Genomic DNA, 22,328 nt, shown 5'->3' with positions numbered 1-22,328 from the left:
CCTCTGCGTCGCCAGATTTTACGGCCTGGACTATCCATGCAAGAAGATTGCGCGGACTGTCCTCGATCAGAATGCTCACGATAGCTCCTCGATGGCCTGAGCCAATCGATTTCCGTTCAGGTAACGACGTGCTGGTTGTGGGTGCAGGCATTTGCGAATGAAGGTGCTTTGTTGATCTGACAGGTCCGGTCTATGCTCTGCGATATCGACGATTCGCGTGTTTATCAGCCGTACGGCGTAATCTGCGTCATCGCCCTTGAAGGGTATTGGTAGTTCCCCGCTGAGCGCGGTATACATGAGAATGCCGACGCAGAAAACATCGGAAGCGGCAGTTGGGGCGCCTGAAAAACTGTGCAGATGCTCTGGACTAGCAAAGCCAGGGGTGCCAGGTTGCCCTGCGATTGTGAGACCCGAGCGTAGGGTGTGTCGAGCAAATCCGAAGTCCATGACCTTGTAGGTCCCGTTGGAGAGCCGGCGGATGTTGTTGGGGCTCAGATCTCGATGAACCACTCGCTTGACATGCGCAGCCCCAAGTCCGCGGGCCACGTCTCGGGCCATTGTCATGGTTTCTTTCCATGTCCATGGTCCGGATTGAAGGCTCGGAGTTAGGTCGTCGCCGTCAAGGTATTCCTCCAGCCAAGCTGCACCCACTGGTGGGTTGCCTATCTCGATGAGCTCGGATGCAACAGCCACGACGTATGGGCTGCTGATCGCGGCGAGCAACTCGACTTCGCGCTCGGCCCGCTTAATGCTGTCCGGATTCGATGCTCCTATGGAGATCACCTTGAGAACCAGCCGCTCCTTCCCGCGGTCAACGAGCGTGACCGACTTTTGCGCGCCGCCCCTCAAGGAAGCAACCTCGGTCACGTTCAGGGCAGTTAGAGCTTGCACGACAACTTCACGGGGTACGTCCTCCATGTCTCGGAGGCTAGCGCTGCGCGATCTCGCATGTGAAGGTTTTGTGGAAGCTACCAACCGGTAAGTCTTGAAGTGGCGTGAACGGCAACCTGCCGCAGGTTTAAGCGCGCTGAGGTGGTGCGGGTTTGGCCGGTGTCCTGCGCGGTTTGGGGTCGGGCATGATCAGGGGGCCGTACGCTGGCCGACAACTCGGGCAGGCTGTGATTCTGCCCGGAATTTGAACGAGTGGCCCCTTGGTCTTGCTCGACGCGGGACCCGAACCGGGGAGGTGGCTAAAGCCGTGGAGCCGACCGCCCCAGCCACAGAGGGTCTCTCCCCACTTCATGCCCGCAGCCGCCGAGCGCGGCCAGCCGGGGCGGAGACAGGAGGCAGGCCCCGCCGCTGAGGCGGCGCGCGCCCGCGCTGTGCGCGGGTCTTGATGAACTAGCGAAAGATCTACCGCGCTGAAGCCGGGCACTCCGTGGGTCGTGCCCGTACATGGCCGTCGGCCGCCCTTGGTGTGGGAGCGGCCGACAGCGGGTCCGGAGGTTGTCAGGCAGATGTGGCGGCCTCGCGGCCCCTTCGCGTCCGGCGATGGAAGACCTCGTCAAAGGTGGCGCGGGCGCCAGTGGGGTCGATGTAGTGCATGGCCAGGAGGGCTGCGATGACGGCGCCGACGAGGTCGTTCTGGACCTCGGACCAGGTGTGGTCGTCGCCGCAGGTGGTGAGGCCCTTCAGGCCGTGGAGGGCGTGCATCGCCTCGCCGGCTTCCTCTGCGACCTTGCCGACCTGGAGGGCTTTGAGCTCCTCGTCGGGCAGGTGGGCGCCAGCCGCTCGGCAGACGGCGGAGAGCTTCTCGATGTTGTCCCACAGGGTGTCCACGGCGGACCTCCGATTTGATGGGTTCGGTTATTCCTGTGCGGGTCGTCCGAGCTGGCGTACGGTCCATCCGGCCATGCGCCAGGCGTCGGCGTCGATGAGGTTGCGGAGGTCGACGAGGACCGGGGCCGCGACCAGTGGGGCGAGGGCCTTGGGGTCGGCCTCTCGGAAGTGCGGCCACTCGGTGGCCAGGACGATCAGTTGGGCGTCCTGGACGGAGTTGTCGAGGGCTTCGGCGTAGTCGAGCTCCGGGTGCCGGCGCAGTGCCGTGGGCACGGCGTGCGGGTCGTGGACGGTGACGGTCGCGCCGCGCTGGTGCATGAGGGCGGCGATCGCCAGGGCCGGGGATTCGCGGACATCGTCGGTGCCTGCCTTGAAGGAGGCGCCCCAGACGGTGATGCGTACGCCGTCGACGGGGCGGCCGAGCGTCTGCTCGATGAGCCTCAGTGCGGCGGTGGGGCGGGATTCGTTGACCTCCTCGGCGGCTCGTAGCATGGTCGCTGCCTCGGTGGCGCCCAGGGTGCGGGCGGATGCGGTGAAGGCGCGGACGTCCTTCGGTAGGCAACCGCCGCCATAACCGGGGCCGGCGTTGAGACCGCCGCGGCCGATACGGGGGTCGAGGCCGATGGCCTCGGTGAGCTGCTGGACGTCGGCTCCGGCGGCGGTGCACATGTCGGCGACGCCGTTGATGAAGGAGATCTTCATGCCGAGGTAGGCGTTGGCGGCGCCCTTGATGAGTTCGGCGGTGGCGGGGTCGGTGACGAACAGCGGGATCCCGTTCGCCAGGAGAGGTGCGTACACCTGGCGTACGGCGGCCTCCGCGCGGGCCGAGGGGACGCCGACGACGATCCGGTCGGGTCGCAGGGTGTCGTCGATGGCGTGGCCCTCGCGGAGAAACTCCGGGTTCCAGACGACCTCCACGTCCTCACCGGCCGGGGAGAGACGCGCGAGGAGTGCGCCGAGGTCGCGTGAGGTGCCGACGGTGACGGTGGACTTGCCGATGATCACCGTCGGGCGAGACAGGTGCGGGGCGAGGGCGCGCGCGGCGCCGAAGACCTGTCCGGTGTCGTAGCTGCGTCCGTCCGCGTCGATCGGCGTGCCCACGGCGAGGAAGTGGACGTCCGCGAACTCGGCCGCCTCTTCGAGGCTGGTGGTGAACCGCAGTCGTCCAGTGGCGGTGTGGGTGGTGAGGAGTTCGGGCAGGCCGTCCTCGTAGATGGGGCACTCGCCGGCGTTGAGGCGGTCGATCTTTGCCTGGTCCAGGTCCACGCCGATGACCTCGTGGCCGATCTCGGCCATGGCAGCGGCGTGGGGGATGCCCAGGTGACCGCAGCCGATGACGGATACGCGCATGGGGTCGACGCTCCTTTCCTTGCCTTTCGCCCGCCCGGTGAGTCCGGGCCGGCCGGGTGCGTCACGCTAGCGTCACCCCCCGGCGCGGCCCTCTTCGTGCAGGTGAATCAACCAGCGGGCCGTTTCAGGAGATTGACGAGTGCGGGCAGCGCCTCAGCGGCGGTTGCCCGGCATACCAGATCACCGTCCTGGGGCCCCTCCAGCGGGTACGGCATGAACTGGCCGTCGTGCCAGAAGCCCTCCGGGTCCAGGTAGACGATCTGCATGCCGCGAGCACGGGCGCGAGCCTGGACCTTGCGTCGGTCGGCGTGCAGGCCGACGACGAGGAGGGCCTTGGCACCGTCGACCCACTCGACGTCGGGTACGGCCTGGTCGTAGCGGCGCATGAAGCACTCGTCGAGCCCGGCCCGCGCGGCGAGCACGTCGAAGTTGTTGGTGATGACCGGACCGACGAGGTGCCCGGCGTCCTTCAGTTCCTTCAGTGCCCACATGGCTGGGGTCGGCTCGGCCAGGAAGCAGGCACGGAACATCTCCACGAATTCTGCCGTCTTCTCCTCCGGCTCCGTCAGCACCTCATGGAGGAGTGTGTCCGCTGTCGGGGAGAGGGTGAAGCGGTGCTCCCGCGGCTCGTGGCCCTGGCGGTCGGTGACCCGGTAGATCTCGTGGAGCCGGTGCAGGGGCGGAATGCCCGCCTCGACCGACGTACCGCATCCGATCTCCACCTGGAACGGCCGCAGGTCCGCGAGGACGGATAGGTCCGGCACCCGGGTCGGCGTGCCGGGGCGGTCTTTGAACCGGATTCCGGTGGAGAGCACGTTCCACGGCAATTGCCGGACAGCGGGCGGCGGTGCGTAGGACACAGAGGCGATCTGCACGTCCAGGCTCCGATAGCCGGCTGGGAGGGTGCGGCCCGCAGCGGCGTCCTGGGGGTGGACGTCGTGCTCGGTGATCCGGCACTTCAGATCCCGCCGTGTCCATAGAAATCCACCGGGAGCCTCCTTCCAACCACCGGTGGCGAGCGAATCCCACAGGGCGTCGTGGTGTGCGTCGATCTCGTCGGCCGGGGCGGATGCGGAGTGATAGAGGTACAGGTCGGTCAAGCCGATGGCCGGCGCAGCCGTGGTGGGCACCAGGCCGTACCGGTAGCGGTAGTGGATGATCCGCCGCCGTGCGTCGTTGGAGGCCGCCCAGCCGGACTGGCCGGCGGTGGCCTTCTCCTGGGTGCGGCGCCAGATGCCTTCCTCGATGTAGCGGGGGCGGTCGGCGTCGCCGAAGTACGTCTTCCAGACCTGCTGCTGGTCGGGGACGAGCTGGTCGATGACGATATACGGGATGTCCATGATCCCTCCCTGGGGAATCACGCGTGGATGTTCCAGATGGCTGACGAGGTGCAAGCCGTCCCGCCCCGGGCAGCCGAAGCCGCGCTGAGCGGGGCGGTTCTTCAGCGCCGCTCGACGAGAGAGCAGCGTGGGAGGCTCCGGCGGTCGAGCGCGGGCAGACGGCGGCGGTGCCGGGAGCGGCCTCAGCGGTCGGAGGGCAGGCTGGCGTCCGGTGCGACGGCGGTGGGCCGCTGGCCTGCTCCTTCAAGGAGCGGGCCAGCGTGCTCACGCAGTGCCCAGGCCGGGCCGACCAGGCCGGCGACGGCCAGGAACGTGAGCGCGATTCGACCTCCGTGGTCGGCCCGTGCGGTTCTGGACGCGGCGATTCGGGCATGGCGGCGCTCCGCCCCGGTCACGAGGTGCCGCCGAGGGCGCGTTCGTGTGCATCCAAGAGGCGGCTGGTCTGCGCGTACAACCGCTCCAGCTCCGCCGTGGTGAGGATGAGGGCACCATTGAGGGTCGAGCCGTCATCGAAGTGGAACTCGACGGGGACCGATCCTTGCCGGGCCCTCGGGTCGTAGACCGCGTCCCGGCCTGCCAGCAGCGTGGCGTGGGTGGCCTTCACCGGCACGGGCCTGAGCGTCGTCCCGTCGGCGGGCGCGGACCACTGGGTCCCGCCCCCGGGCGGGCGCAGGTGGTAGGTCGTGGCGGAGCCCTCACCGGGGAGAGCGACCACGACCCCCACACGGTCCTCGCGGGCGCTGTCGGTGGCGAGGTCGCCAAGCTGGGGAACGAAGGGAGCTGCGGTACCTAACCCGGACCCCTGCGAGGGAAGGTGGGGAGAACGTCGTCGCGTCATGCCCTGAAGTTAGGGACAGGGGAACCCTCGAATATGAGCCGGAGGAATACGACCCCTATCCGTCCAGGTGAAAGCGGTCGGACATGCGCCGCAGCTTCTCCCGCGTGGCTGCTCTTTCCGCGTAGACGATGCTGCGAAGCGTCGAACGGGCGATGGGGTGGTTCCGTACGAGCTGGGGCGCGATCCGCTCGGCTGTCTCCAACTCGGCCAGGGCCTTGCCCCGGTTCCCGTCCCACAGCCAGGCGCGCGCGACGTCCATGTGGTGGTGCCCCTGACGGGAGTTGGGCAGCGAACCCACCAGTCCCGGGCTGGTACGGCGGTTTATCTCCAGCGCTTTGCCCTGCTTGCCCATCTCCAGGGCCACGCTGATCGCGTGGATCTGCACGTTCCCGGCGGAGAACGTCAGCGAATGCCGGTCGTACACCGGTGCCCCGACATAAGCGTCCATGCGCTCGGCGGCAGCCTTCGCGTGTCCGATCCGGTCCTCGGCCTCCGAGGCGCGGCCGGCTCGGGCGGCAGAGACCGCAGCCCGTAGCTGCAGCGTGCCCCAGGCCCGCACGGCCAGCGGCTCACCACGGTCGTACTCCTGCTCCACCGAGGTGATCGCCTTGTCCGAGAGCGTCAGAGCGTCGGCCCAGTCAGCCGTCGCCCACATGTCCCAGACCCTCATCCAGTCCGCGACGGCGGGCAGCACCGGATCTCCCGACAACCTGGCTGACCAGGCGGCCCGCTCACAGGCCATGGCGACCAGTTCGGGGTGCCCGAGGGAGTGGGCGGCGGTGTGTGCGAACTTGCAGCACACGGCGTAGATGGCATACGCCTCCTCCCGTTCGTGCCCCTCAGACTCCTCAGCCAGGGCTCGTGCCTCGCGGAACAGGTCCGGGAGAACGCGGAGAATCGCCACGTTGGAAGCGGTGTCCCGCAGGCGGTGCAGCCGGGTCACCTCACGCCACAGCTGTGATGCGGGCCGCGGAGCCCCGTCGAAGACGGGGACGAGGTCGTAGCGGCGCAGCTCGCGCAGGATCGACGAGGCGGCAACCTGCCACTGGTTGTCGTCGGGGGAGCTGCTGTACGGGCGTCCGATCAGGTCGTTGGGATGGACGTGCAGCTCTGCGGCCACCTGGTTGAGCAGCCCGACCCGGTCCAGCTCGATCAGGCCACGTTCCATCTTCGACACCCAGCCCTGCGACTTTCCCAGGGCCGTCGCCAGGTCGGCCTGCGGCATGCCCAACCGCAGCCTCGCCCTGCGAACGCGCTTGCCGATCTCCTCGGCTTCCTCCAGCATCAGGACACCTCCCGGCCGCCGGACGATCCGGCGCGATCGCCGGTCTGTCCGTACAGAGTTCGTCTCCAGCACGGTACCCATGACGCGGCTTGCGCGTGAGACGAGCGGCCGGGGCAGGGCTGCAACAGCCGTGTTTCCCGCTTCGCCATGAAGGGCCAACACAAGGCAGGGGAACTCTTGCCTTATCGGCGACCGGCTCGTCCGAGCCTGGTGCTGGGTCCTCCGCCGTTCCTGTTCCACGGCAGCGGATCATGTTGATGAGGAACACACCACGTCGCATTTCGCCGGAGGCAGCCAGTGACCGTCGTGACCGTCTTGCACCCGGGATCCATGGGCGCGGCGGTCACCGCCGAGCTTGTCGCCGGCGGCCATGAGGTGCTGTGGGTACCCAAGGAGCGCAGCGAGAACACGTGGCGCCGCGCGAGGGAGGCCGGAGCCATGGCCTGCGACTCCCTTGCGGAAGCGCTGTCCCGTAGCACCGTCGTTCTCTCGATCTGTCCTCCACAGGCGGCGGAAGACGTGGCAGCGGCAGTGGCTGCGCACGGCTTCTCTGGGACGTACGTCGATGTCAATGCCATCAGCCCGCAGCGTGTGCAGCGCATCGCCGAGGACATCCGCCCCGGCTCCGAGGTTGTCGACGGCGCCGTCTTCGGTCCGCCGCCAGGTGAAGGGCGTACGGCAAGGCTCCACCTCGCAGGGGCCGGCCCCGCCGTCGACCTGGTGGAGCCGCTGTTCGCGAAGTCCTCGCTGGATGTGCGCCGGGCAGGCGAGGCCATCGGTTCCGCTTCCGCCCTGAAGATGGCCTTCGCCAGTTACCAGAAGGCCGCTCGTACTCTCGCGGGGGTCTCCCACGCGCTCGCACACGCTCATGGCGTCGGCGACCAGCTCACGGCTGAAGCCGAGATCATGGTCTCTGCGATCCTCTCCGATCCGGGATACCTGCCGAGCGTGGCTGCCAGGGCCTGGCGCTGGGCGCCCGAGATGCAAGAGGTCGCCGACACTCTCCGGGCGGCCGACCTGCCTGCGGACATGGCCGAGGCCACGGCTCGGGCCCTTTCGTTCTGGGAGCAGGACAAGGACCAGTACGACTTGCCGGTCGCGCAGGTCCTCTCTCAGCTCCGGTCGGGAAGAACCGCTTGACGCTGCTCCCGCTGAGAGTGCCTGCCCAGGGCTGATCACCTCCGCCGAGGCCGAGAGGTAGCGGTGGGTGTGGCCGGTGCCGCAGGCTGCGGGAGAGCTACGGGGCGTAGGACGCTGCTGCGTGCCTGTGCCGCCTGAGCTTGCCGGCTTGGAGCGGGCCTCTGCGAGAGCCGTTGTACGCGCCAGGCCAGTGTGCGTGCTGGGGAGCGGGCGTCGTCGAGGGCGCGTTCGTCCGCTGCCTGCTGCAACAGGCGTCGAGGATCGTGGCCTGTGGTCTCCGCGGCGGCCAAGGCGGCAGTCAGCGCATCGGTGGCGGGGTCGGCGAGGATTTGGTCAGCGTGTGCGGGGGCGGTCTGGTGGATGAGCTGGGCGTACCGGACTGCGACCTTCTGAGGTGGTCGATGCTGGCCGGCGGCAAGCAGGTGCCCGGATGAGGTTCGCTCGTAGGCGGCCCGGAGGTGGAGCAGAGTCTGGTGGGCGGCTGCGGCCTGCTGGTTGTGCTGTTGTTGGTCGTGCCAGCGGGCGGCGGCGATGACGGCCAAGAGCGCGGCATCGAGGAACATCGCCAGGAGAGCTCCGTCCTTGGGTGATGGCTGGCGGAGCATAGATTTCACTGCCCCGCGCAGGGCACGGGCGTGGTGGTGTTCGGAATGGATACGTGAACGGGTTGCCCGTTCGAAGGCAGAGGCTGCCGACCGAAGTTCACTACGGATGTCCGGTGGTGCGGTGAGGGCCACGGCGTCGAGTGCTTCGCCGAGGGCGGCCAGGTGGGCCTGGGCGGCTTCGGCGTCCGGCCGGCCGAGGTGGTGAGGGATGCGCTCCGTGGCTGCGGTGGCTTGGTGCCACGGGTGCGGCCGTAGATGCCCGTTGGGATTGCCGGCAGGGATGTCTGCTGCGGTGAGACGGCTCTGGATCTTGGGGAGGGAGAGGTCCGGTGACAGCGTCGAGCCGGAGAACCACACCGGTTTTCCTTCGGTGTTCGTGTCGTGTTTCAGGGCGACTTTGTAGCCGCGGGGTTCTCCGGAGGGGAAGTGCAGGACCTCGACGAGGACGCCGTTGGTGCGGGTGAGTAGAGCGAGAAACTCCTCGGTGGTGGTGGCAGCAGCCGCTGCTGTGCGGACAAGGCTGCGCAGGCGTACGCGGGCGGGTTTGTCGTGGCCGGTCCGGTGGGCCTTCTCCTGCTCGGCGCGGGTGGGCCGTTTCGCGGCGGTGCGGTCTCCGCGTACGACTTGGAAGAGGCCGTATTCCTTCTCGACGGCTGCGAGTTCGCGGTCGGCGGTGAGGAAGTCGTTCCAGTGGCGTGCGGTGCGCAGGTCGCCTCGGATTTTGGTGGCGGCGATGTGGATGTGGTCGTCGGCATGCCGGACGGCGACCCATCGGCAGCCGTCCGGATCGTCTGTCGGTGCGATGCCGGTTGCTGTGACGACACGACGGGCGATCTCCGCCCATTCGGCGTCGTCGAGGATGCGGTCGCCGGGTGCTGCGCGGACGGAGCAGTGCCACACGTGCTGCTTCGGGGCCCGGCCGAGTCGCTTGGCCTGCTGCACGCGTAGGTCGAGGTCGGCCACGAGGAGCTTCTTCGTGGCGGCGGTGTCGTCGGTGCGGCCGGGGTCGGGTGCGAAGCCGTCCCAGGAGGCGACGAGGTGCGGGGCGGTGTGCTCGTTGGCCCGACCGGGGCCGTAGAGGTAGCGGATGAGGCCGGCTGTGCTCTTGCCGCTGCTGATCTTCGCGATCACCGTGGCCCCTTTGTGGCGGCAACCTGATTAGTGGCTGCTGCGATGTGGCGGACGGCGGTACCGGCCGTGTCGAGGACGCGTTCCGCATGGTCGAGGAGTGCGGTGTCCCCAGGGTGTGGAGGTCGCCGGAGTTGAGCTTCTTGGCGATCTGGTTGACGTTGTGGCCGATCTTGGCGACTTCACCTCGGAGGGCTGTGAGTTCGTCGATGTAGTCGTCGAGCTGAGTGCGCTGACCAGGCAGCGTGAGGTCTCCCTGGATGTGGGCCATGACGACGGCGCCGACGTAGTGGGCGGCGGCGATGTTCAGCGAGCGGGCCACGGTGAGGATCGCTGTTTTCTCGTCGGTGCTGTAGCGGACGTCCACGCGTTCCTTGCGCTGGGTCTCTTTGCGCTGACGGCGGCGGGCGACTCGGTGCAGTGCGGCGGCTTCGGCGGCACGCTGCGGCAGCACGGCGCGGGTGGTGGTGTCGACGGGCTTGTTCCGGTCGGGCGCCCCCTGGCGCCCGAGCTCCTCCGCCACCCCCGGGGCGGAGGCATCTGCGTTGGACCGGCCCTTGGACGGTCCAACGCCATACCTTGCTCCGCCTGATGTCGGGGTGGAGGTGGTCTGCTGCTGCGCCGGCGAGGTCTCGCGGACGGGCGTGTGCATGTGGGCTCCTGCAAGCGTTGGTGGAGGGAGAGGGCCCGTTCCCCCCGTGCTGATTCATGGGAGGAACGGGCTGGGGTGACGTGGGGTGCGAGGTTCAGTCGGTGCTTGTGGTGACGGCATCGAGCTCGGCCTGCAGCAGGTCCTTGACCTTGTCCAGGCGGGCACGTGACATGCCGAATCCGTTGTCCCGGATCGCCTTCTCGACGTTGCGGCGGGAAATGCTGCCGCCTCGTCCGAGGGGAGCCGTGCGGCCGATGGCCACGGCCTGCTCCAGGGAAACGCTCGACTGCTTGTCTCCCGGCTTACCGGGCTGCTGTGGCACATCGGTGTCCGTGTCCGTGGTGTGTGGCGGCGCGAGCTCACCGATGGTGTGTTCCGCACCGGGTTCGTGGCGGTCGTCGCTGTTGTGGCGGTCGGTGGCTGTGGGGCGTCGGGCCACGAGGAGGTAGAAGTGGACGGCTCCGGCCAGGGCGAGCGGGGCGATGGCGGAGATGACTCCGACGGTGATGTTGTCGAGGGCGAGGTTGGTGTGGCGGGTCTGCTGGTTGAGGCGGACGGCGTGCAGGACGTTGGCCCAGATGCTTGTGGCGGTGGCGACGCCGACCAGGGCGGAGACGTAGAGGCGGGCGGACAGGGGTGCGGTCCGCAGGATGAGCAGGGCGCCGATCCCGATGGCGATGAACCCGTCGATGACGAGTGGGAAGGCGTAGGTGAGCGCCCGGTGGATGTGGCTGGCGGCGGCCATCTGACGCAGCGCGTCGTAGGACAGTGCGAAGGCGGCCACGGCCAGCAGCGACACGCCCGTGCGGATCGCGGTGGCCAGTGGCAGCTGGGCAGACGGTGCCGTGGTGATGGCGGGGGAGGGCAAGGGAAATGCTCCAGAGTGCGGGTGCGGCTGAGGTGGCCCTGAGGGCGGGGGACCCGTCACGACTCGTCGCGTGCCTGGTCAGGGCCGGTACGAGTGCGGCGGTAGTGACGAGTCGACTCGTCACCGGACCGCGACTCGTCACCGCGCTGACCTGCGCGGGGGCGAGTCGTGACGGGTCGTGCCGGGTCAGGCCCCGGTCGCCGTTTCGGGGGTGGGCTCGGGGCAGTAGCGGGCCCAGGAGTCGGTGAACTGAAGGCGGGTGAAGCCACGAGCCTGGACGTTGCCGTGGAAGCGGCGGGTGACCGAGCTGATGTCGTACTCCTTGAGCAGGAGCTGCAGGCCCCGAGGGGTCAGGCCGTGGGTGGTGTACTCCGCCCAGGGCATCTCGTCGTCCTGGTTGAGGATGTCGAGGAGTCGGCTGGTGCGAAGTGCCGGCGGGTTGCCTTCGGTGGTGAAGGCGCGGCGGATGTCGGCCAGGAGGCGGATGCCCAGGCTGCTGCGGTCCTGGTCGTGCTCGGCTTCGTGCTTGGCCATGATCTGGCAGGCGGTGCGAGCGAGGTCCGGCCATGCTCCGCCGGCGAGATCGGCGACGCTCACCAGCGGCTGCCAGGTGTCGGCCGCCCGGTCTTCGACCGGCATGGCCGGTGTCAGCTCCATCGCCTCGGCGTGCAGGGGAGTCAGCCAGGCGACGAGCCGGTCACGTAGCGCGTGGAGGGGCGGGGTGTCACGGAAGGTGCGGAACTCCGCCACCTTCTCGCCCGGCCTGCGGCGCCGCATCCGGATGACGATCGACCGGTCCATGATCGTGTCCGGCAGGTCGCCGATGCCGGCGAGGGCCGCCATGGCGAACGTGGGGAACTTCGAGACCTCGTGGTTGGGTCCGGAAACCCGCAGGGTGGGGCGGTTGCGCTGGTGCCCCGCGTTGAGCAGACCACGCATCTCCTCGTTCTTCTCCGCGACCTTCGCGGAGCCGAAGAGCGTGTCGGCCTCGTCGACCAGCAGGGGGGGCGGCGTGGCGGTGATCGACCGGAACACTGCGGCGGCCGACGCGTTGACCGTGATCAGCGGATCGTGGACGCTCTCGGTGATCACGTCCAGCAGCCGAGACTTGCCGCACCGCTTCGCCGGCCCCACCACGGCCAGTCGCGGAGCGTGCTGCCACGCCGTCTGCAAGTGCGTAGCCGCAACCCACAGGGTCACGGCCGTGAACGCCTCCCCGCTCGGCAGTACGACGTAGCGGCGAATCTGCTCCCGCAGCTCCGCGAGCACCGCCTCGCCCTCGGACGGCGGAGCGGGTTCGGGCTCCTCTGCCGGCGGCGGTAGGGGCTCGGCGGGGCGGCCGGGTATGGCCACCGGCGGCCATAGGGTGGCGGTGTTCGGAAGGGATGGCGTGCTCTGGGCGGGATCGTCCATACTGGACATGTAGCTCCTCCGCTTGCGGGCCAATGGGACGGCAATCCCGGCCTCGCAGGTCAGTCGTTCAGGGATGGGCGGCATGAGGTTTGCGCTCTGAGCCCCTCGGTGTTGGGTCACCGGGGGGCTTTTTGTATGTCGAGGGCTGGTTGAAGGCATGCCTCAGCGGATCGGTGCGGTCTGCTGGGGTGCTTTACGGTACCACGGACTATGCGGATCGCATAGCACTATGCGATCCGCAGAACGGATGTTAATCTTGTTCCATGCCGCACAACCGGCGGTACACGCAGCGAACGGGAGGAGGGAGCGATGCCGGATGACGAGGAAAGCCCTGAGGGCGTGCTCCTCAGCGGCGAGGAGAACGCTGCTGTGCGGGTCAAACTGGAGCGCGATAAACGCGGCTGGAGCACCACCACGCTGTCCGACCGCATGAACGACGTCGGCTTCGACATGAACCCGTCTGCAGTCTGGCGCATCGAGAACCGCAAGCGCCGGATCAACCTCGATGAGGCCATCGGCTTCGCCGAGATCTTCGGCATCCCGCTCAGCAACTTCGTCGGGCCGCCCAGCCTGGCGACCATGGGCCGTGCCATGGAGCTGATCGACAACGTCGTCGCCGCCTACAGAGCCTCCAACCGTGCCAACCACGAGGCACGCAAGGCCCGCGACCAGCTCGACGCCTATCTCGCCGACCACACGGACATCCGCGAAGAGGCTGACGTGATGGTCTCCAACGCCATCGCCACAGAACTGATGAAGAGCAACGAAGAGTACGGGCCTGCCTCCGACGCATAGCGGCCCACTCCACCAGACACAGCGGGAATGCAAACCCCTGCTGTGACCGTCCAGCCCATCCCATCCCTGAACGACACGAGGCCAGGCGCGGGGTTGCCGCCCCATCCGCCGGCCGGAACCGGAGCACTCACTTGCGCCCTTCGGCGATACCGCACGCCCCCGCTCAGCAGCCGCGACCGCAGGGGGAGGTGACCACAACCGACACCCTCCTCACCGTGGAGCAGGCTGCCGAACGCCTTGGCACTGGCGTGCGCTTCATCCGGCGACTCATCCAGGAGCGCCGCATCCGCTACGTCAAGCTCGGCAAGCCCGTACGGATCCCCGAGAGCGCCATCGCCGCGTACATCGAGGAGCGCACTGTTCCGACTCTCGGTGACGGGCGTTCCCGCTTCGGGAGGGCCGCCTGATGGCCGCCCGGAAGCCGCAGCGGCGACGTGAATTTGGCACCGTCCGTCAGCTCCCGTCGGGGCGGTGGCAGACCCGCTACTGGGCTCCGGACGGCAGCCGTCGCACCGCCCCGGAGACCTTCGAGACGCGTACCGAGGCCCAGACCTGGCTCACGCTCACCCAGGCCGATATCGAGCGCAAGCACTGGGTTGATCCCGATGCTGGCTCGATCAACTTCGAGACGTACGCCATGAAGTGGGTCGAGGAGCGCGGGCTCTCCGCCACCACGGAGGAGTTGTACCGAAGGCTCCTACGCCTGCACCTGCTGCCCGCATTCGCCTCGGTGAACCTGGATGACATCACGCCGCCGGGCGTGCGCACCTGGCGGGTCGAGCGGCTGGGGACTACCGGTGCGACGACCGTCGCCAAGTCCTACCGCCTGCTCAAGGCCATCATGGAGACGGCGGCCGACGACGAGCTGATCCGCCGCAACCCCTGCCGGATCCGGGGCGCCGGCAGCGAGAAGGCCAGGGAACGCCCGACGGCCACCGTCGAACAGGTCGACGCGCTCGCCGACGCCATGGGGCCGAGGTGGCGGCTGATGGTCTACCTCGGTGCCTACGGGCCCATGCGCCCGGAGGAGCAGGCCGCCCTTCGGCGGCCCGACGTCACGCTCGAACCGCTCGCGGTCAAGATCCGGGACGCTGCACCCGAACTGACCACCGGCCGCCGCGTCGAAGGCGACACCAAGTCGGCCGCGGGAAGGCGAACTGTCTTCCTCCCGGCCTTCCTGTACATCGAGGTGAAGCGACACCTCGATTGGTACGCCAAGAAGGAACCCGACGGACTCCTGTTCATCGGGGAGAGGGGCGCCCCCTTCCGCCGGTCCACCTTCGGCCGCAAGTGGCGCAGGGCTCGGACCAAGGCCGGCCTGCCGGAGGGCTTCCGCTTCTACGACCTCCGGCACACCGGCCACACCCTGTCCACCCAGTCGGGCGCCACGCTCAAGGACACGATGGTCCGCGCCGGCCAGTCCTCGGAGAAGGCGGCGCTGATCTACCAGCACTCCGACGACGAACGTCAGCAGGAGGTCGCTGGCGGCATCGACTTGAGGGTTCGTGCAGTCAGGAGGGCAACTAGCCAAGCTTCGTCCGCTGCTTGGGAAGGCTGAAATCGGATGGCCGGGGCGCCGTCGTTACACGCCCCGGCTATCCGGTGTTCTTCGGCTAGGGCCTTCCGGCTGTTGAAGGGTTTCGGCTTGGTGACCCTGAAGCCGATAGGGCGCCTCATCAGGATGTCCGCGCAGCCGTGCGTACCGCCACGCAGCATCGAAGGTCAGCGGGGCCCGGCTTCGCCGTATCGCCGTGCAAGCGTGCCAGCTGGTACGAGGGGACAGGAGCACGCGGACTATGGTCAGCCGGATCTCTTTCCCCCGGCTCACGCCGGTCGCTCCGAGTTCCGCTGGCCCAGTTCCATTGGGAGTTGTTCGGCGAGTTCCTTTTGTCCGTACTCCAGGAACAGTACGTGCAGGGTGCGTAGAAGGTCGCCTGCGTCCTTGTCGGTCAGTTTGCCTAGGAAGGTGTGCAGGAGCTGGGCGACGGCGACCCACTGTGCTTCTGGATGCCACTGCTGGACATCCCGCACGATCTGATCGGCATCGACGCCTGGCGGCAGGTAGCCGTGGTGCGCGGTCTGCTCCAGCAACAGGTATAGGCGTGCCGTGGCCGGGGTACGCAGAATCTCGTCCTGCATGAATCGGACACGTGCTGCGGTCTGGCGGCGTGCGAGTTCTTCCAGTGTCTCTTCACGCTTGAGTTGAGCGATGCGCTGGGCGGTGGCGTGAGCGTGATCGTCGACGTGGAGGGTGACCTGCGCTCTCAGGATCTCAATGCCTTCGGTGAACCATGGAAGGAGGCGTCTGAGGTCGTGGTTGATGTCCTGTTCCGTAGCTTCCCAGCGCAAAACGCTGCGCTGGGAAGCGAGACTCTCCGCGATATGCCGTACCGCTCGTCCGGCATCTTCGTAGGCAGTAGTGCTGCCCGGCCCGCCTTCCTGCCGGCGCCACTCGACTCGGATGGTGGCGTCGAATGTGAGGCCGGGTTCGTTGCTGTCGAGGAGGTCGCGGAATTCACGCACCCAGCTGGCCTGTGCGGTGCCCGCGCTGCGCGAGGAATCTTTGCGTATCAGCGGGCTCACGCGGTCTCCGTGGAACGGCCGACGACACGGGGGTGGTACTTGGCGACGGCCCGGCTCCGATCATGGGCGAGGAGGTCGGCCAGTTCGTGTCGTAGTCGTACGCGTGTGGCGTCGGCGTTCGGTGCCGGGTAGGGCTGCCAGGCGTACAACAGGTCGTTCAGGCGGTTGCGGAGCCTGCGGGCAAGGTCCGGGTCTGGTGCGTCCAGGGCCTCTCTGAGGACGCTGAACACGAGAGGGCTCAGGTTCGGACGCTGGTGGGCGGCGTCCATCCAAAGGCGGAGCGCTTCTGCGGGCACCGTGTCGTCGTCAGTGGGTGTCAACAACGTCTGCCAGCCGACGGCCAGGTCTTTCAGCGCGGGCTGGAACTCGTCCTCCTCGCTACCTTCCTGGAGCAGCACCGGCTCGGGGTCGGCCTCACCCTCTCGGCCAGCCGTCAGAGTGGCCAAGGCCGCAAAGGAACGGCGGCCTGACGCAAGACGGTTCGTATCAGAAGCGCACCAGTCGATGATTGAGTTGAACAGGGCTTTGCGAGCAGTCGGGTTAGACCAGATGGCGCGGACCGCGGAATGCAGCGACTTTTGTACCCCGGAGTCCTCCGAGCCTGCCGCGTATCCAAGGCGCAGCAGCGCCTTGGTGGTGTAGAGGCGACCAAACTCGCCAGCGCACACATCGACAGCCAACCTGGGCAGTGCTGCGTCCTCCCTGTTCTTGGACCAGCGCAGCAACAGCTCGTGGATGAAACGCCCCATGGTTGGATGAAGGGAGGCAGCCGAGATCAGCTCGGTGGCTGTTTTCCACAGGACCGGGTCCCCATGCCAGGCTGAGATGATTTTTTCAAGGGGATCCGGCTTCCTATGACGGGTGGCCCAGCGCACAGCGAAGGTGCCGACCCTGTTCGCCAAGAGGAGCCGGTCGTCCGTCGTGAACGATTCCAGGAACTCGTTGGTCTTTTTCTTCTTGGTCGTTGGCGCCTCGGCCATCCACGCCAGGAAAGTCTTCCGTACCGCTGGTCGGTCGATCCAGAAGTAGCTCAGGACGGCGTCGTCCCATCCTGGTCGGCCGAAATCGAGCGTGTCGTTCGCCGGATCGAGGTCGGCATCGATCTCATCCACCAGTTCAACGACGCCTGGCGAGACCTGTCCTTTTAGCGACAGCGGTGTCTTGAAGTGGCCGCAGAGATCGGCCGCCTTCACGTACACATGCGCGACAGTCGCGCTCCGGAACAGTGCGGCGACCAGAAGGAAGTTCCGCTGGAAGTCCGTCCTTCCCGGCTTCTTGTGCCACTTGAGTAATTCCTCGCGCCAGTCGGTGCGTGCCTCGACAACACTCAGCACCCTGGCATTGAAGCCGTCCGGGTCGGCTTCGACCTGTTCCTGGGTTACGGACTCCTTAGTCCAGTGGATTTGCTTGGTCTGCTCGGACTTGAGGATGAGGCCGACGGTGTGGAGAACGTCGGAGGGTGGCTGCCCGGCTAACAGTTCCAGAATGCGTCCGTCGGTGAGCCAGCGCGTGGTGTCAAGTTCGGGAGCCTCGGCCGAGAGCCAGGTGCGGGCCACCTCCACGGGGTCTGGCTTGCCCAGTTGGGGGACGACCCCTTCCGGGGCGCCCCCTCGGATCCGCTGCCACTGCTCCGGTGTGGTCAGCACGATCAGTCGTGAGGAGCGGTTCTTCAACGTCTGCTGGACGTCGTGGAGCAGCGCCCCGAAGTCGCTGCTGACCGCCACGGTCTCGTCCTCGTCGGCCGGGAGATCCAGTAGATAGCCGGCGTTCTGCTCACGAGGGAGAAGCCGCAGGGGAAACCGTGCGGTGCCGCCGAAGCTCAAGGGTCCTACTCTGGCCCCGGTACGAAGGTGCAGATCAGCCAGGAGGGCGTGGGCGGTGAACGTCCGGCCCGCACCAGGCTCCCGGGGCAGGACCAACACCGCGCCCGGCTCCTCAAGTGCTTTATATGCCGTCCGGTAACCGACCGGCTCGGCGAACACCGCGCGGACGGTCTCCAGGTAGCGGCGGGGCAGCTCCGAGTGCTCCAACAACTGTCCCAGGACCGCCGTGAGCTTCACCGCCGTCATCTCACCGAAGTTGAACAGGGCCTCCTGCCGCAGTTCGGCGACCGCAGCCCGCAGCATCCGCTGAGCCTCACGTACGCCGGGATCATCCTCATGGCTGGCTGGGCCTGTACCGCTAGCAAAGCCGTTCGCTCCAGACCCGACAGAACCGTCCCGACCATCATCGGAGCGGTGGTCCCCACGTCCGTCCCGCAACTGTGGGTCGGTTGGCGTGCCGCCGTCAGCATCGTCCTGCCTGGCCCGCTCAACCCGGGGACCTTCCTTACCGAAGTCGTCGTAGCCATTTCCGCTCCGAAAGGTTCCGCCGAGTGGATTTTCGGGCGCAGGAAATCCCATGCTTGCTCTCCCCGTTGCTGGTCTTGCGGTCTGTGATTTTTGCTTGTGCGCTTAAGGACGCAACTCACATAAGTTCGTCAATCTCGACGCTGATCATTTCCCCGCCGGGATGGACAACCTCAGCGGTGTGGAGGATGTCGGCGTTCGCGCTGCTGGATGCCCGTCGAGCCTTCAACGCACGCGAGACACCGCGGACGTCTCGGGCCCTGTTGACGATGCGCATGCCGCTTGCAGGCCGCTGCGCTTCGCCGGCGAAGGTGATGTGACGTCCGTACACGTCCTCAAGGAGGGCCCGAAGCCGACCCAGGGTGCGGCGCAGTCGTTCATCCTGCCCCTCGGCCAGGTGCCCGTTCTCGGCGTACAGCCCGAGCGCCTCCACCAACGTCTCCAGCCGTTCCGTTCGCTCGTCGGTCACCTCGGCCGGGTCGAAGTCCAGCGCGTTGCCAGGGTCCCCGACCACCACGTCTGGTACTTCCTCCACTTCCTCCGGCGGGAGCGGAGCGCTCGTATCCCTTCGCTGTGCACGGCGGTCGAGGACTACCTCGGCACGGTGGAGGAGGAACCCGATGGCCTGGGGGAGAGCCGAGGCGGCCAGTGCGGGAAACGCCAATGCATCACTCATTGCAACCCCCGTGTTTACCTGTCGCGCGCGAATGGCGCGATGCGCGGGAATTTAACCGGATGATGCGGTGAGCATGGGTAGTAAAGTTCACTATTGATCAAAAGATAGCGTCAAGGGGGCGTTCGGTTTGTAATTCGACATTTTCTGTGCCGTAAGTTGCGGCTTCGGTCGTTGCTTGTGCGTCCAACGCTTTGCTCTTGGGCGGTTACTCCGGTCCGGGAGAGTCGGGCTGGGGGTGCCGCCCGAGCGGACCCGTCCTTGTTGGTGTGTGGGGTGCTGCGGGGGTGCGGCAACGAGGGCCTCTCCCTGCGGCTGGCGCCCGCTCCCTCGTGGAGGGGGGCCTGCCCCAGCGGACTGGCGCGAATGCCGCGAGGTGTGCTCTGGGAGGCCTTTCCGTGGCGCATTCGCGCGACTTAGGGCACGCGGAGGGCACGCCGCCCCTCAAGAGTTCCAGACAACAAAAAGCCCCCGGCCGCTGGCCTGGGGCTTTTTCATGGAGCGGGTGACGAGAATCGAACTCGCGCTCTGAGCTTGGGAAGCTCATGTTCTACCATTAAACTACACCCGCGAAGCGCGCCGATGATCCGGCAGTGCATCGCCCACACTGTACCCCATCGCAGGCCCCCGGCGCCGTCGCCGTGGGGCCCGTGTGTCGTGCCGGGGCGTGGGTGGTGGGGTGGACGCGGTTGGTGGTGCGGGGAGTTGGGGGCGTAGCGTGGGTGGTCGGAGTGCCGCCTGGAGTGGCGTCCTGTTCATCCCCTAATGTGGCGGTCTCGTCCAAGGCTGGTTGGGGAAGGGACTTGATGGAGTCGATGGAGCGCACCGTCGTCCGCTGTGCCTCGGGGCACGTTTTTGCTACCTCGTCGTTCCCGATGCAGCAGCTCGGGTCCGAGCGGATCGGTCCCGGGCGGCTCATCCGCTGTCCGCGCTGTGCGCGGTTGCGGCAGGCGGTTCCCGTGGTGTTCGAGGAGCGTTAGCGGGCGTCGGAGGTCCGGGGCAGGGACGCGCGGGAAGGTCCGGTTGGGGTCGGCTCGCGCGTTCTGCGTATCCTCGGTGCGTGCTTCTCTCAGATAAGGACCTCCGGGCCGAGATCGATGCCGGGCGGGTTCGCATTGACCCGTTCGACGCTTCGATGGTGCAGCCCTCGAGCATCGATGTGCGGCTCGACCGCTACTTCCGGGTGTTCGAGAACCACCGCTATCCGCATATCGACCCCGCCGTCGAGCAGGTGGACCTGACGCGTCAGGTCGAGCCGGACGGCGACGAGGCGTTCATCCTCCACCCCGGGGAGTTCGTCCTGGCGTCGACGTACGAGGTCATCTCGTTGCCCGACGATCTGGCCTCGCGACTGGAGGGGAAGAGTTCGCTGGGGCGGCTCGGGCTGGTGACGCACTCGACGGCCGGCTTCATCGACCCCGGGTTCTCGGGGCACGTGACGCTGGAGCTGTCCAATCTGGCGACGCTCCCGATAAAGCTCTGGCCCGGAATGAAGATCGGGCAGCTGTGCATGTTCCGGCTGACCTCGTCTTCGGAATTCCCGTACGGGTCGGAGCGCTACGGATCGCGTTATCAAGGCCAGCGAGGGCCGACCGCCTCGCGGTCGTTCATGAATTTCCATCGGACCCAGGTGTGATGCCGCGTGGCTGCTGAAGAGCGGGAGAATCTGACGTACGAGGCCTTCGGGCGTGCCGTGCGTGAGCTGGCGCAGACGGTCGCCGACGACGGGTACGAGCCGGACGTCGTGCTGAGCATCGCGCGGGGCGGGGTCTTCGTCGCCGGCGGCCTGGCGTACGCCCTGGACTGCAAGAACATCCACCTGGTGAACGTCGAGTTCTACACCGGGGTGAACACCACCCTGGACATGCCCGTCATGCTGGCACCCGTTCCCAACGCCATCGACTTCACGCAGAAGAAGGTCCTGATCGCCGACGACGTCGCCGACACGGGCAAGACGCTGAAGCTGGTCCGGGACTTCTGCATCGACCACGTGGCGGAGGTGCGCAGCGCGGTCATCTACGAGAAGCCGCATTCGCTCGTGAAGTGCGAATACGTGTGGAAGAAGACCGACCAGTGGATCAACTTCCCCTGGAGCGTGGAGAAGCCCGTCGTGCGCCGTGAGGGACAGGTCCTCGACTCCTGAGGGCTCCGCAGACCGTGGCGTGCGGGTCTGGCCCCCAGAGGGCTCGGGTTCGTACGCGGGAGGGCCCCGGTGGCATGCCACCGGGGCCCTCCCGCACGTCGGACCGGGTCGGTCAGATCGTGCCGAGCTTGATGATCGAGAGCAGTGCGATCAGCTGGATCGCCGAGGCGCCCAGCGCCTTCGGCCACGGCAGGTCGTGGGACTTGCTCACCATGGACGTGAACAGGGCTCCCGCGGCCAGCCAGGTGATCCAGCCCAGGATCTGGACCAGGGAGTTCTCGCCGCCCAGGAAGAGGGCGAAGACCAGGCGGGGGGCGTCCGTGATCGACATGATCAGCATCGACAGGCCCACGGTCGGCTGCCAGGAGCCGGTGCCGCCGAGCTGACGGGCCAGCGTGTGCGTGACCGCGCCGAGGACGAGTCCACCGAGGACGAAGCCGAGGCCCGTGAAGATCACGTACGGGGCCGCGGTGGAGACCTCCGCGTGGATCGCCTCGTCGCGGGCCTGGTCGAATCCGAAGAGCGCCAGCAGGCCGTAGATGAACGTGACGGTGATCGCGGTGCCCCACACGGGGTAGTCGCGCATCTGCCAGAACGTCGGTCCCGGCCGCAGCACGATGCCGCTCAGCAACTGCTTCCAGTGCAGCCGGGGTCCCGACGGCTGCACGGGGGCCTGGCCGCCCTGGTAGGTGCTGCCGTCGCCGTACGGGTCCTCACCGATGCTGAACGCCTGGGTGTGCCCAGGGGCGTTGGCGTACGGGTCGTGCTGCGCGGGCTGGTGGTACGGATCGCCGAAGTACTCCGGCTCGCCGTGCCCGCCTCCGTGTCCGTTGCCACCCCCGTGTGCGTTGCCGCCGTGCCCGCCGTGGTACGGGGCCCCCTGGGGGCCTCCGTACGGTGCGCCGTTGCCTCCCGCCGGGGGCCACGGCTGCCCGCCGTACGGCTGCGATGGTGCCTGCGCGCCGTACGGCTGTTGCTGCTGCGGGTGTTGTTGCGGTGTGCGGTTGTCCCGGCCGCGTCCGATCCTGAATCCAGCCACACATCGAACGTACCTGGTCCGCGCGGGTGCGGGGTGGGAGCCGGGGGAACAGGGGGCCCTTTGCGGCCTAGCTGTGACATCCCCTAAGGGAACCCTGGGGGGCCGGCCCCACCCCGCAACGCCCTCCGGGCACCCGCCCGCGACCCGCGTCGACCCCTGAGGGCCGACGGGCGGACCCGGGAGCTCATGGACGCGACAGGAGGGCCGTGAACCCCCCCGGGAGCCCGTGGACCTGACAGGAGGGCCGTGGACCCCCCGGGCGCTCGCAGAAGCCCCCCGCAGGCCCTGGGGCCGGTCCCGGCGGCCTCGGGCTCCCCGGGAGCTCCAGCAACCCCGCGACGCCGGGAGC

Annotated in this window: 19 protein-coding genes, 1 tRNA gene and 1 pseudogene; 6 read left to right on the top strand and 15 right to left on the bottom strand. The window is 67.7% G+C overall.

Annotated elements, in window-relative coordinates:
* Window positions 1–75: 75 nt before the first annotated feature.
* From ACFY8O_RS19220 to ACFY8O_RS19195, 6 genes are all read right to left on the bottom strand, one after another.
* Window positions 76–918, bottom strand: a complete 843-nt coding sequence (locus ACFY8O_RS19220) for a serine/threonine-protein kinase (RefSeq protein WP_387903899.1) — start codon at window positions 916–918, stop codon at window positions 76–78.
* A gap of 531 nt (window positions 919–1,449) precedes the next feature.
* Window positions 1,450–1,779, bottom strand: coding sequence for a MazG-like family protein (locus tag ACFY8O_RS19215; RefSeq protein WP_387903896.1), 330 nt, complete (start codon window positions 1,777–1,779; stop codon window positions 1,450–1,452).
* Between the two features lie 27 nt (window positions 1,780–1,806).
* Window positions 1,807–3,129: a UDP-glucose dehydrogenase family protein gene (locus ACFY8O_RS19210; protein ID WP_387903894.1), complete on the bottom strand. Its 1,323-nt coding sequence runs from the start codon at window positions 3,127–3,129 to the stop codon at window positions 1,807–1,809.
* Between the two features lie 107 nt (window positions 3,130–3,236).
* Window positions 3,237–4,469, bottom strand: a complete 1,233-nt coding sequence (locus ACFY8O_RS19205; RefSeq protein ID WP_387903891.1) for a hypothetical protein — start codon at window positions 4,467–4,469, stop codon at window positions 3,237–3,239.
* 391 nt (window positions 4,470–4,860) lie between these two features.
* Window positions 4,861–5,307, bottom strand: coding sequence for a hypothetical protein (locus ACFY8O_RS19200; protein WP_387903890.1), 447 nt, complete (start codon window positions 5,305–5,307; stop codon window positions 4,861–4,863).
* Between the two features lie 55 nt (window positions 5,308–5,362).
* On the bottom strand, window positions 5,363–6,592 hold the full coding sequence (locus ACFY8O_RS19195; protein ID WP_145764345.1) for a helix-turn-helix domain-containing protein: 1,230 nt from the start codon (window positions 6,590–6,592) through the stop codon (window positions 5,363–5,365).
* Window positions 6,593–6,889: 297 nt separating this feature from the next.
* Here ACFY8O_RS19195 and ACFY8O_RS19190 point away from each other — a divergent pair, with 297 nt between their 5' ends.
* Window positions 6,890–7,732 carry an NAD(P)-dependent oxidoreductase gene (locus ACFY8O_RS19190; RefSeq protein WP_387903887.1) on the top strand — a complete coding sequence of 281 codons (843 nt, stop codon included), beginning with the start codon at window positions 6,890–6,892 and terminating at the stop codon, window positions 7,730–7,732.
* A 35-nt stretch (window positions 7,733–7,767) separates the two neighbouring features.
* Here the strand turns inward: ACFY8O_RS19190 and ACFY8O_RS19185 are convergent, their stop codons facing one another.
* The 4 genes and pseudogenes from ACFY8O_RS19185 to ACFY8O_RS19170 all read right to left on the bottom strand — a co-directional run bounded on the left by ACFY8O_RS19185 (window position 7,768) and on the right by ACFY8O_RS19170 (window position 12,398).
* A complete protein-coding gene (locus ACFY8O_RS19185; RefSeq protein WP_387903884.1) occupies window positions 7,768–9,468 on the bottom strand; it encodes a relaxase/mobilization nuclease domain-containing protein in 1,701 nt (566 codons plus the stop codon).
* Window positions 9,465–9,988 (bottom strand): annotated as a pseudogene (gene mobC, locus ACFY8O_RS19180) (plasmid mobilization relaxosome protein MobC). Before mobC ends, ACFY8O_RS19185 begins: the two are co-directional and overlap by 4 nt.
* 223 nt (window positions 9,989–10,211) lie before the next feature.
* The gene (locus tag ACFY8O_RS19175) at window positions 10,212–10,985 is read right to left on the bottom strand and encodes a DUF2637 domain-containing protein (RefSeq protein WP_387903882.1); all 774 of its coding nucleotides are present in this window, start codon (window positions 10,983–10,985) and stop codon (window positions 10,212–10,214) included.
* A gap of 186 nt (window positions 10,986–11,171) precedes the next feature.
* Window positions 11,172–12,398, bottom strand: coding sequence for a DUF3631 domain-containing protein (locus ACFY8O_RS19170; RefSeq protein WP_387904536.1), 1,227 nt, complete (start codon window positions 12,396–12,398; stop codon window positions 11,172–11,174).
* Window positions 12,399–12,707: 309 nt separating this feature from the next.
* Between ACFY8O_RS19170 and ACFY8O_RS19165 the strand changes: the two genes are divergently transcribed.
* From ACFY8O_RS19165 to ACFY8O_RS19155, 3 genes are all read left to right on the top strand, one after another.
* Window positions 12,708–13,193 carry a helix-turn-helix domain-containing protein gene (locus ACFY8O_RS19165; RefSeq protein WP_387903879.1) on the top strand — a complete coding sequence of 162 codons (486 nt, stop codon included), beginning with the start codon at window positions 12,708–12,710 and terminating at the stop codon, window positions 13,191–13,193.
* A gap of 188 nt (window positions 13,194–13,381) precedes the next feature.
* Window positions 13,382–13,600: a helix-turn-helix domain-containing protein gene (locus ACFY8O_RS19160; protein ID WP_387903877.1), complete on the top strand. Its 219-nt coding sequence runs from the start codon at window positions 13,382–13,384 to the stop codon at window positions 13,598–13,600.
* On the top strand, window positions 13,600–14,751 hold the full coding sequence (locus ACFY8O_RS19155; protein WP_387903874.1) for a tyrosine-type recombinase/integrase: 1,152 nt from the start codon (window positions 13,600–13,602) through the stop codon (window positions 14,749–14,751). The genes ACFY8O_RS19160 and ACFY8O_RS19155 overlap by 1 nt, the downstream gene beginning before the upstream one ends.
* A 266-nt stretch (window positions 14,752–15,017) precedes the next feature.
* On the opposite strand, the gene ACFY8O_RS19150 is transcribed toward ACFY8O_RS19155, so the two are convergent.
* The 4 genes from ACFY8O_RS19150 to ACFY8O_RS19135 form a co-directional block, all read right to left on the bottom strand.
* A complete protein-coding gene (locus ACFY8O_RS19150; RefSeq protein WP_051748512.1) occupies window positions 15,018–15,776 on the bottom strand; it encodes a hypothetical protein in 759 nt (252 codons plus the stop codon).
* Entirely contained in the window at window positions 15,773–17,902 is a 2,130-nt protein-coding gene (locus ACFY8O_RS19145) for a hypothetical protein (protein WP_387903871.1), read from the bottom strand. The genes ACFY8O_RS19150 and ACFY8O_RS19145 overlap by 4 nt, the downstream gene beginning before the upstream one ends.
* 340 nt (window positions 17,903–18,242) lie before the next feature.
* Window positions 18,243–18,800: a hypothetical protein gene (locus ACFY8O_RS19140; protein ID WP_158712957.1), complete on the bottom strand. Its 558-nt coding sequence runs from the start codon at window positions 18,798–18,800 to the stop codon at window positions 18,243–18,245.
* Between the two features lie 494 nt (window positions 18,801–19,294).
* Window positions 19,295–19,368: transfer RNA gene (locus tag ACFY8O_RS19135), tRNA-Gly, on the bottom strand.
* 489 nt (window positions 19,369–19,857) lie between these two features.
* Here ACFY8O_RS19135 and dcd point away from each other — a divergent pair.
* Together dcd and ACFY8O_RS19125 are read left to right on the top strand one after the other, a co-directional pair.
* Window positions 19,858–20,433 (top strand): dCTP deaminase, encoded by a 576-nt coding sequence (gene dcd, locus ACFY8O_RS19130; RefSeq protein ID WP_099173424.1) that lies wholly within the window; start codon window positions 19,858–19,860, stop codon window positions 20,431–20,433.
* Between the two features lie 6 nt (window positions 20,434–20,439).
* Complete coding sequence (locus ACFY8O_RS19125; protein ID WP_145809859.1) at window positions 20,440–20,940, top strand: phosphoribosyltransferase; 501 nt, start codon at window positions 20,440–20,442, stop codon at window positions 20,938–20,940.
* A gap of 112 nt (window positions 20,941–21,052) precedes the next feature.
* Here the strand turns inward: ACFY8O_RS19125 and ACFY8O_RS19120 are convergent, their stop codons facing one another.
* The gene (locus ACFY8O_RS19120; RefSeq protein WP_387903868.1) at window positions 21,053–21,979 is read right to left on the bottom strand and encodes a Yip1 family protein; all 927 of its coding nucleotides are present in this window, start codon (window positions 21,977–21,979) and stop codon (window positions 21,053–21,055) included.
* Window positions 21,980–22,328 lie beyond the last annotated feature (349 nt).

It is taken from the genome of Streptomyces argenteolus, assembly GCF_042902585.1.
GTDB lineage: Bacteria > Actinomycetota > Actinomycetes > Streptomycetales > Streptomycetaceae > Streptomyces > Streptomyces argenteolus.
Note: the sequence above shows the minus strand (reverse complement) of the source record. Positions and strands in the feature narration are given on the sequence as shown.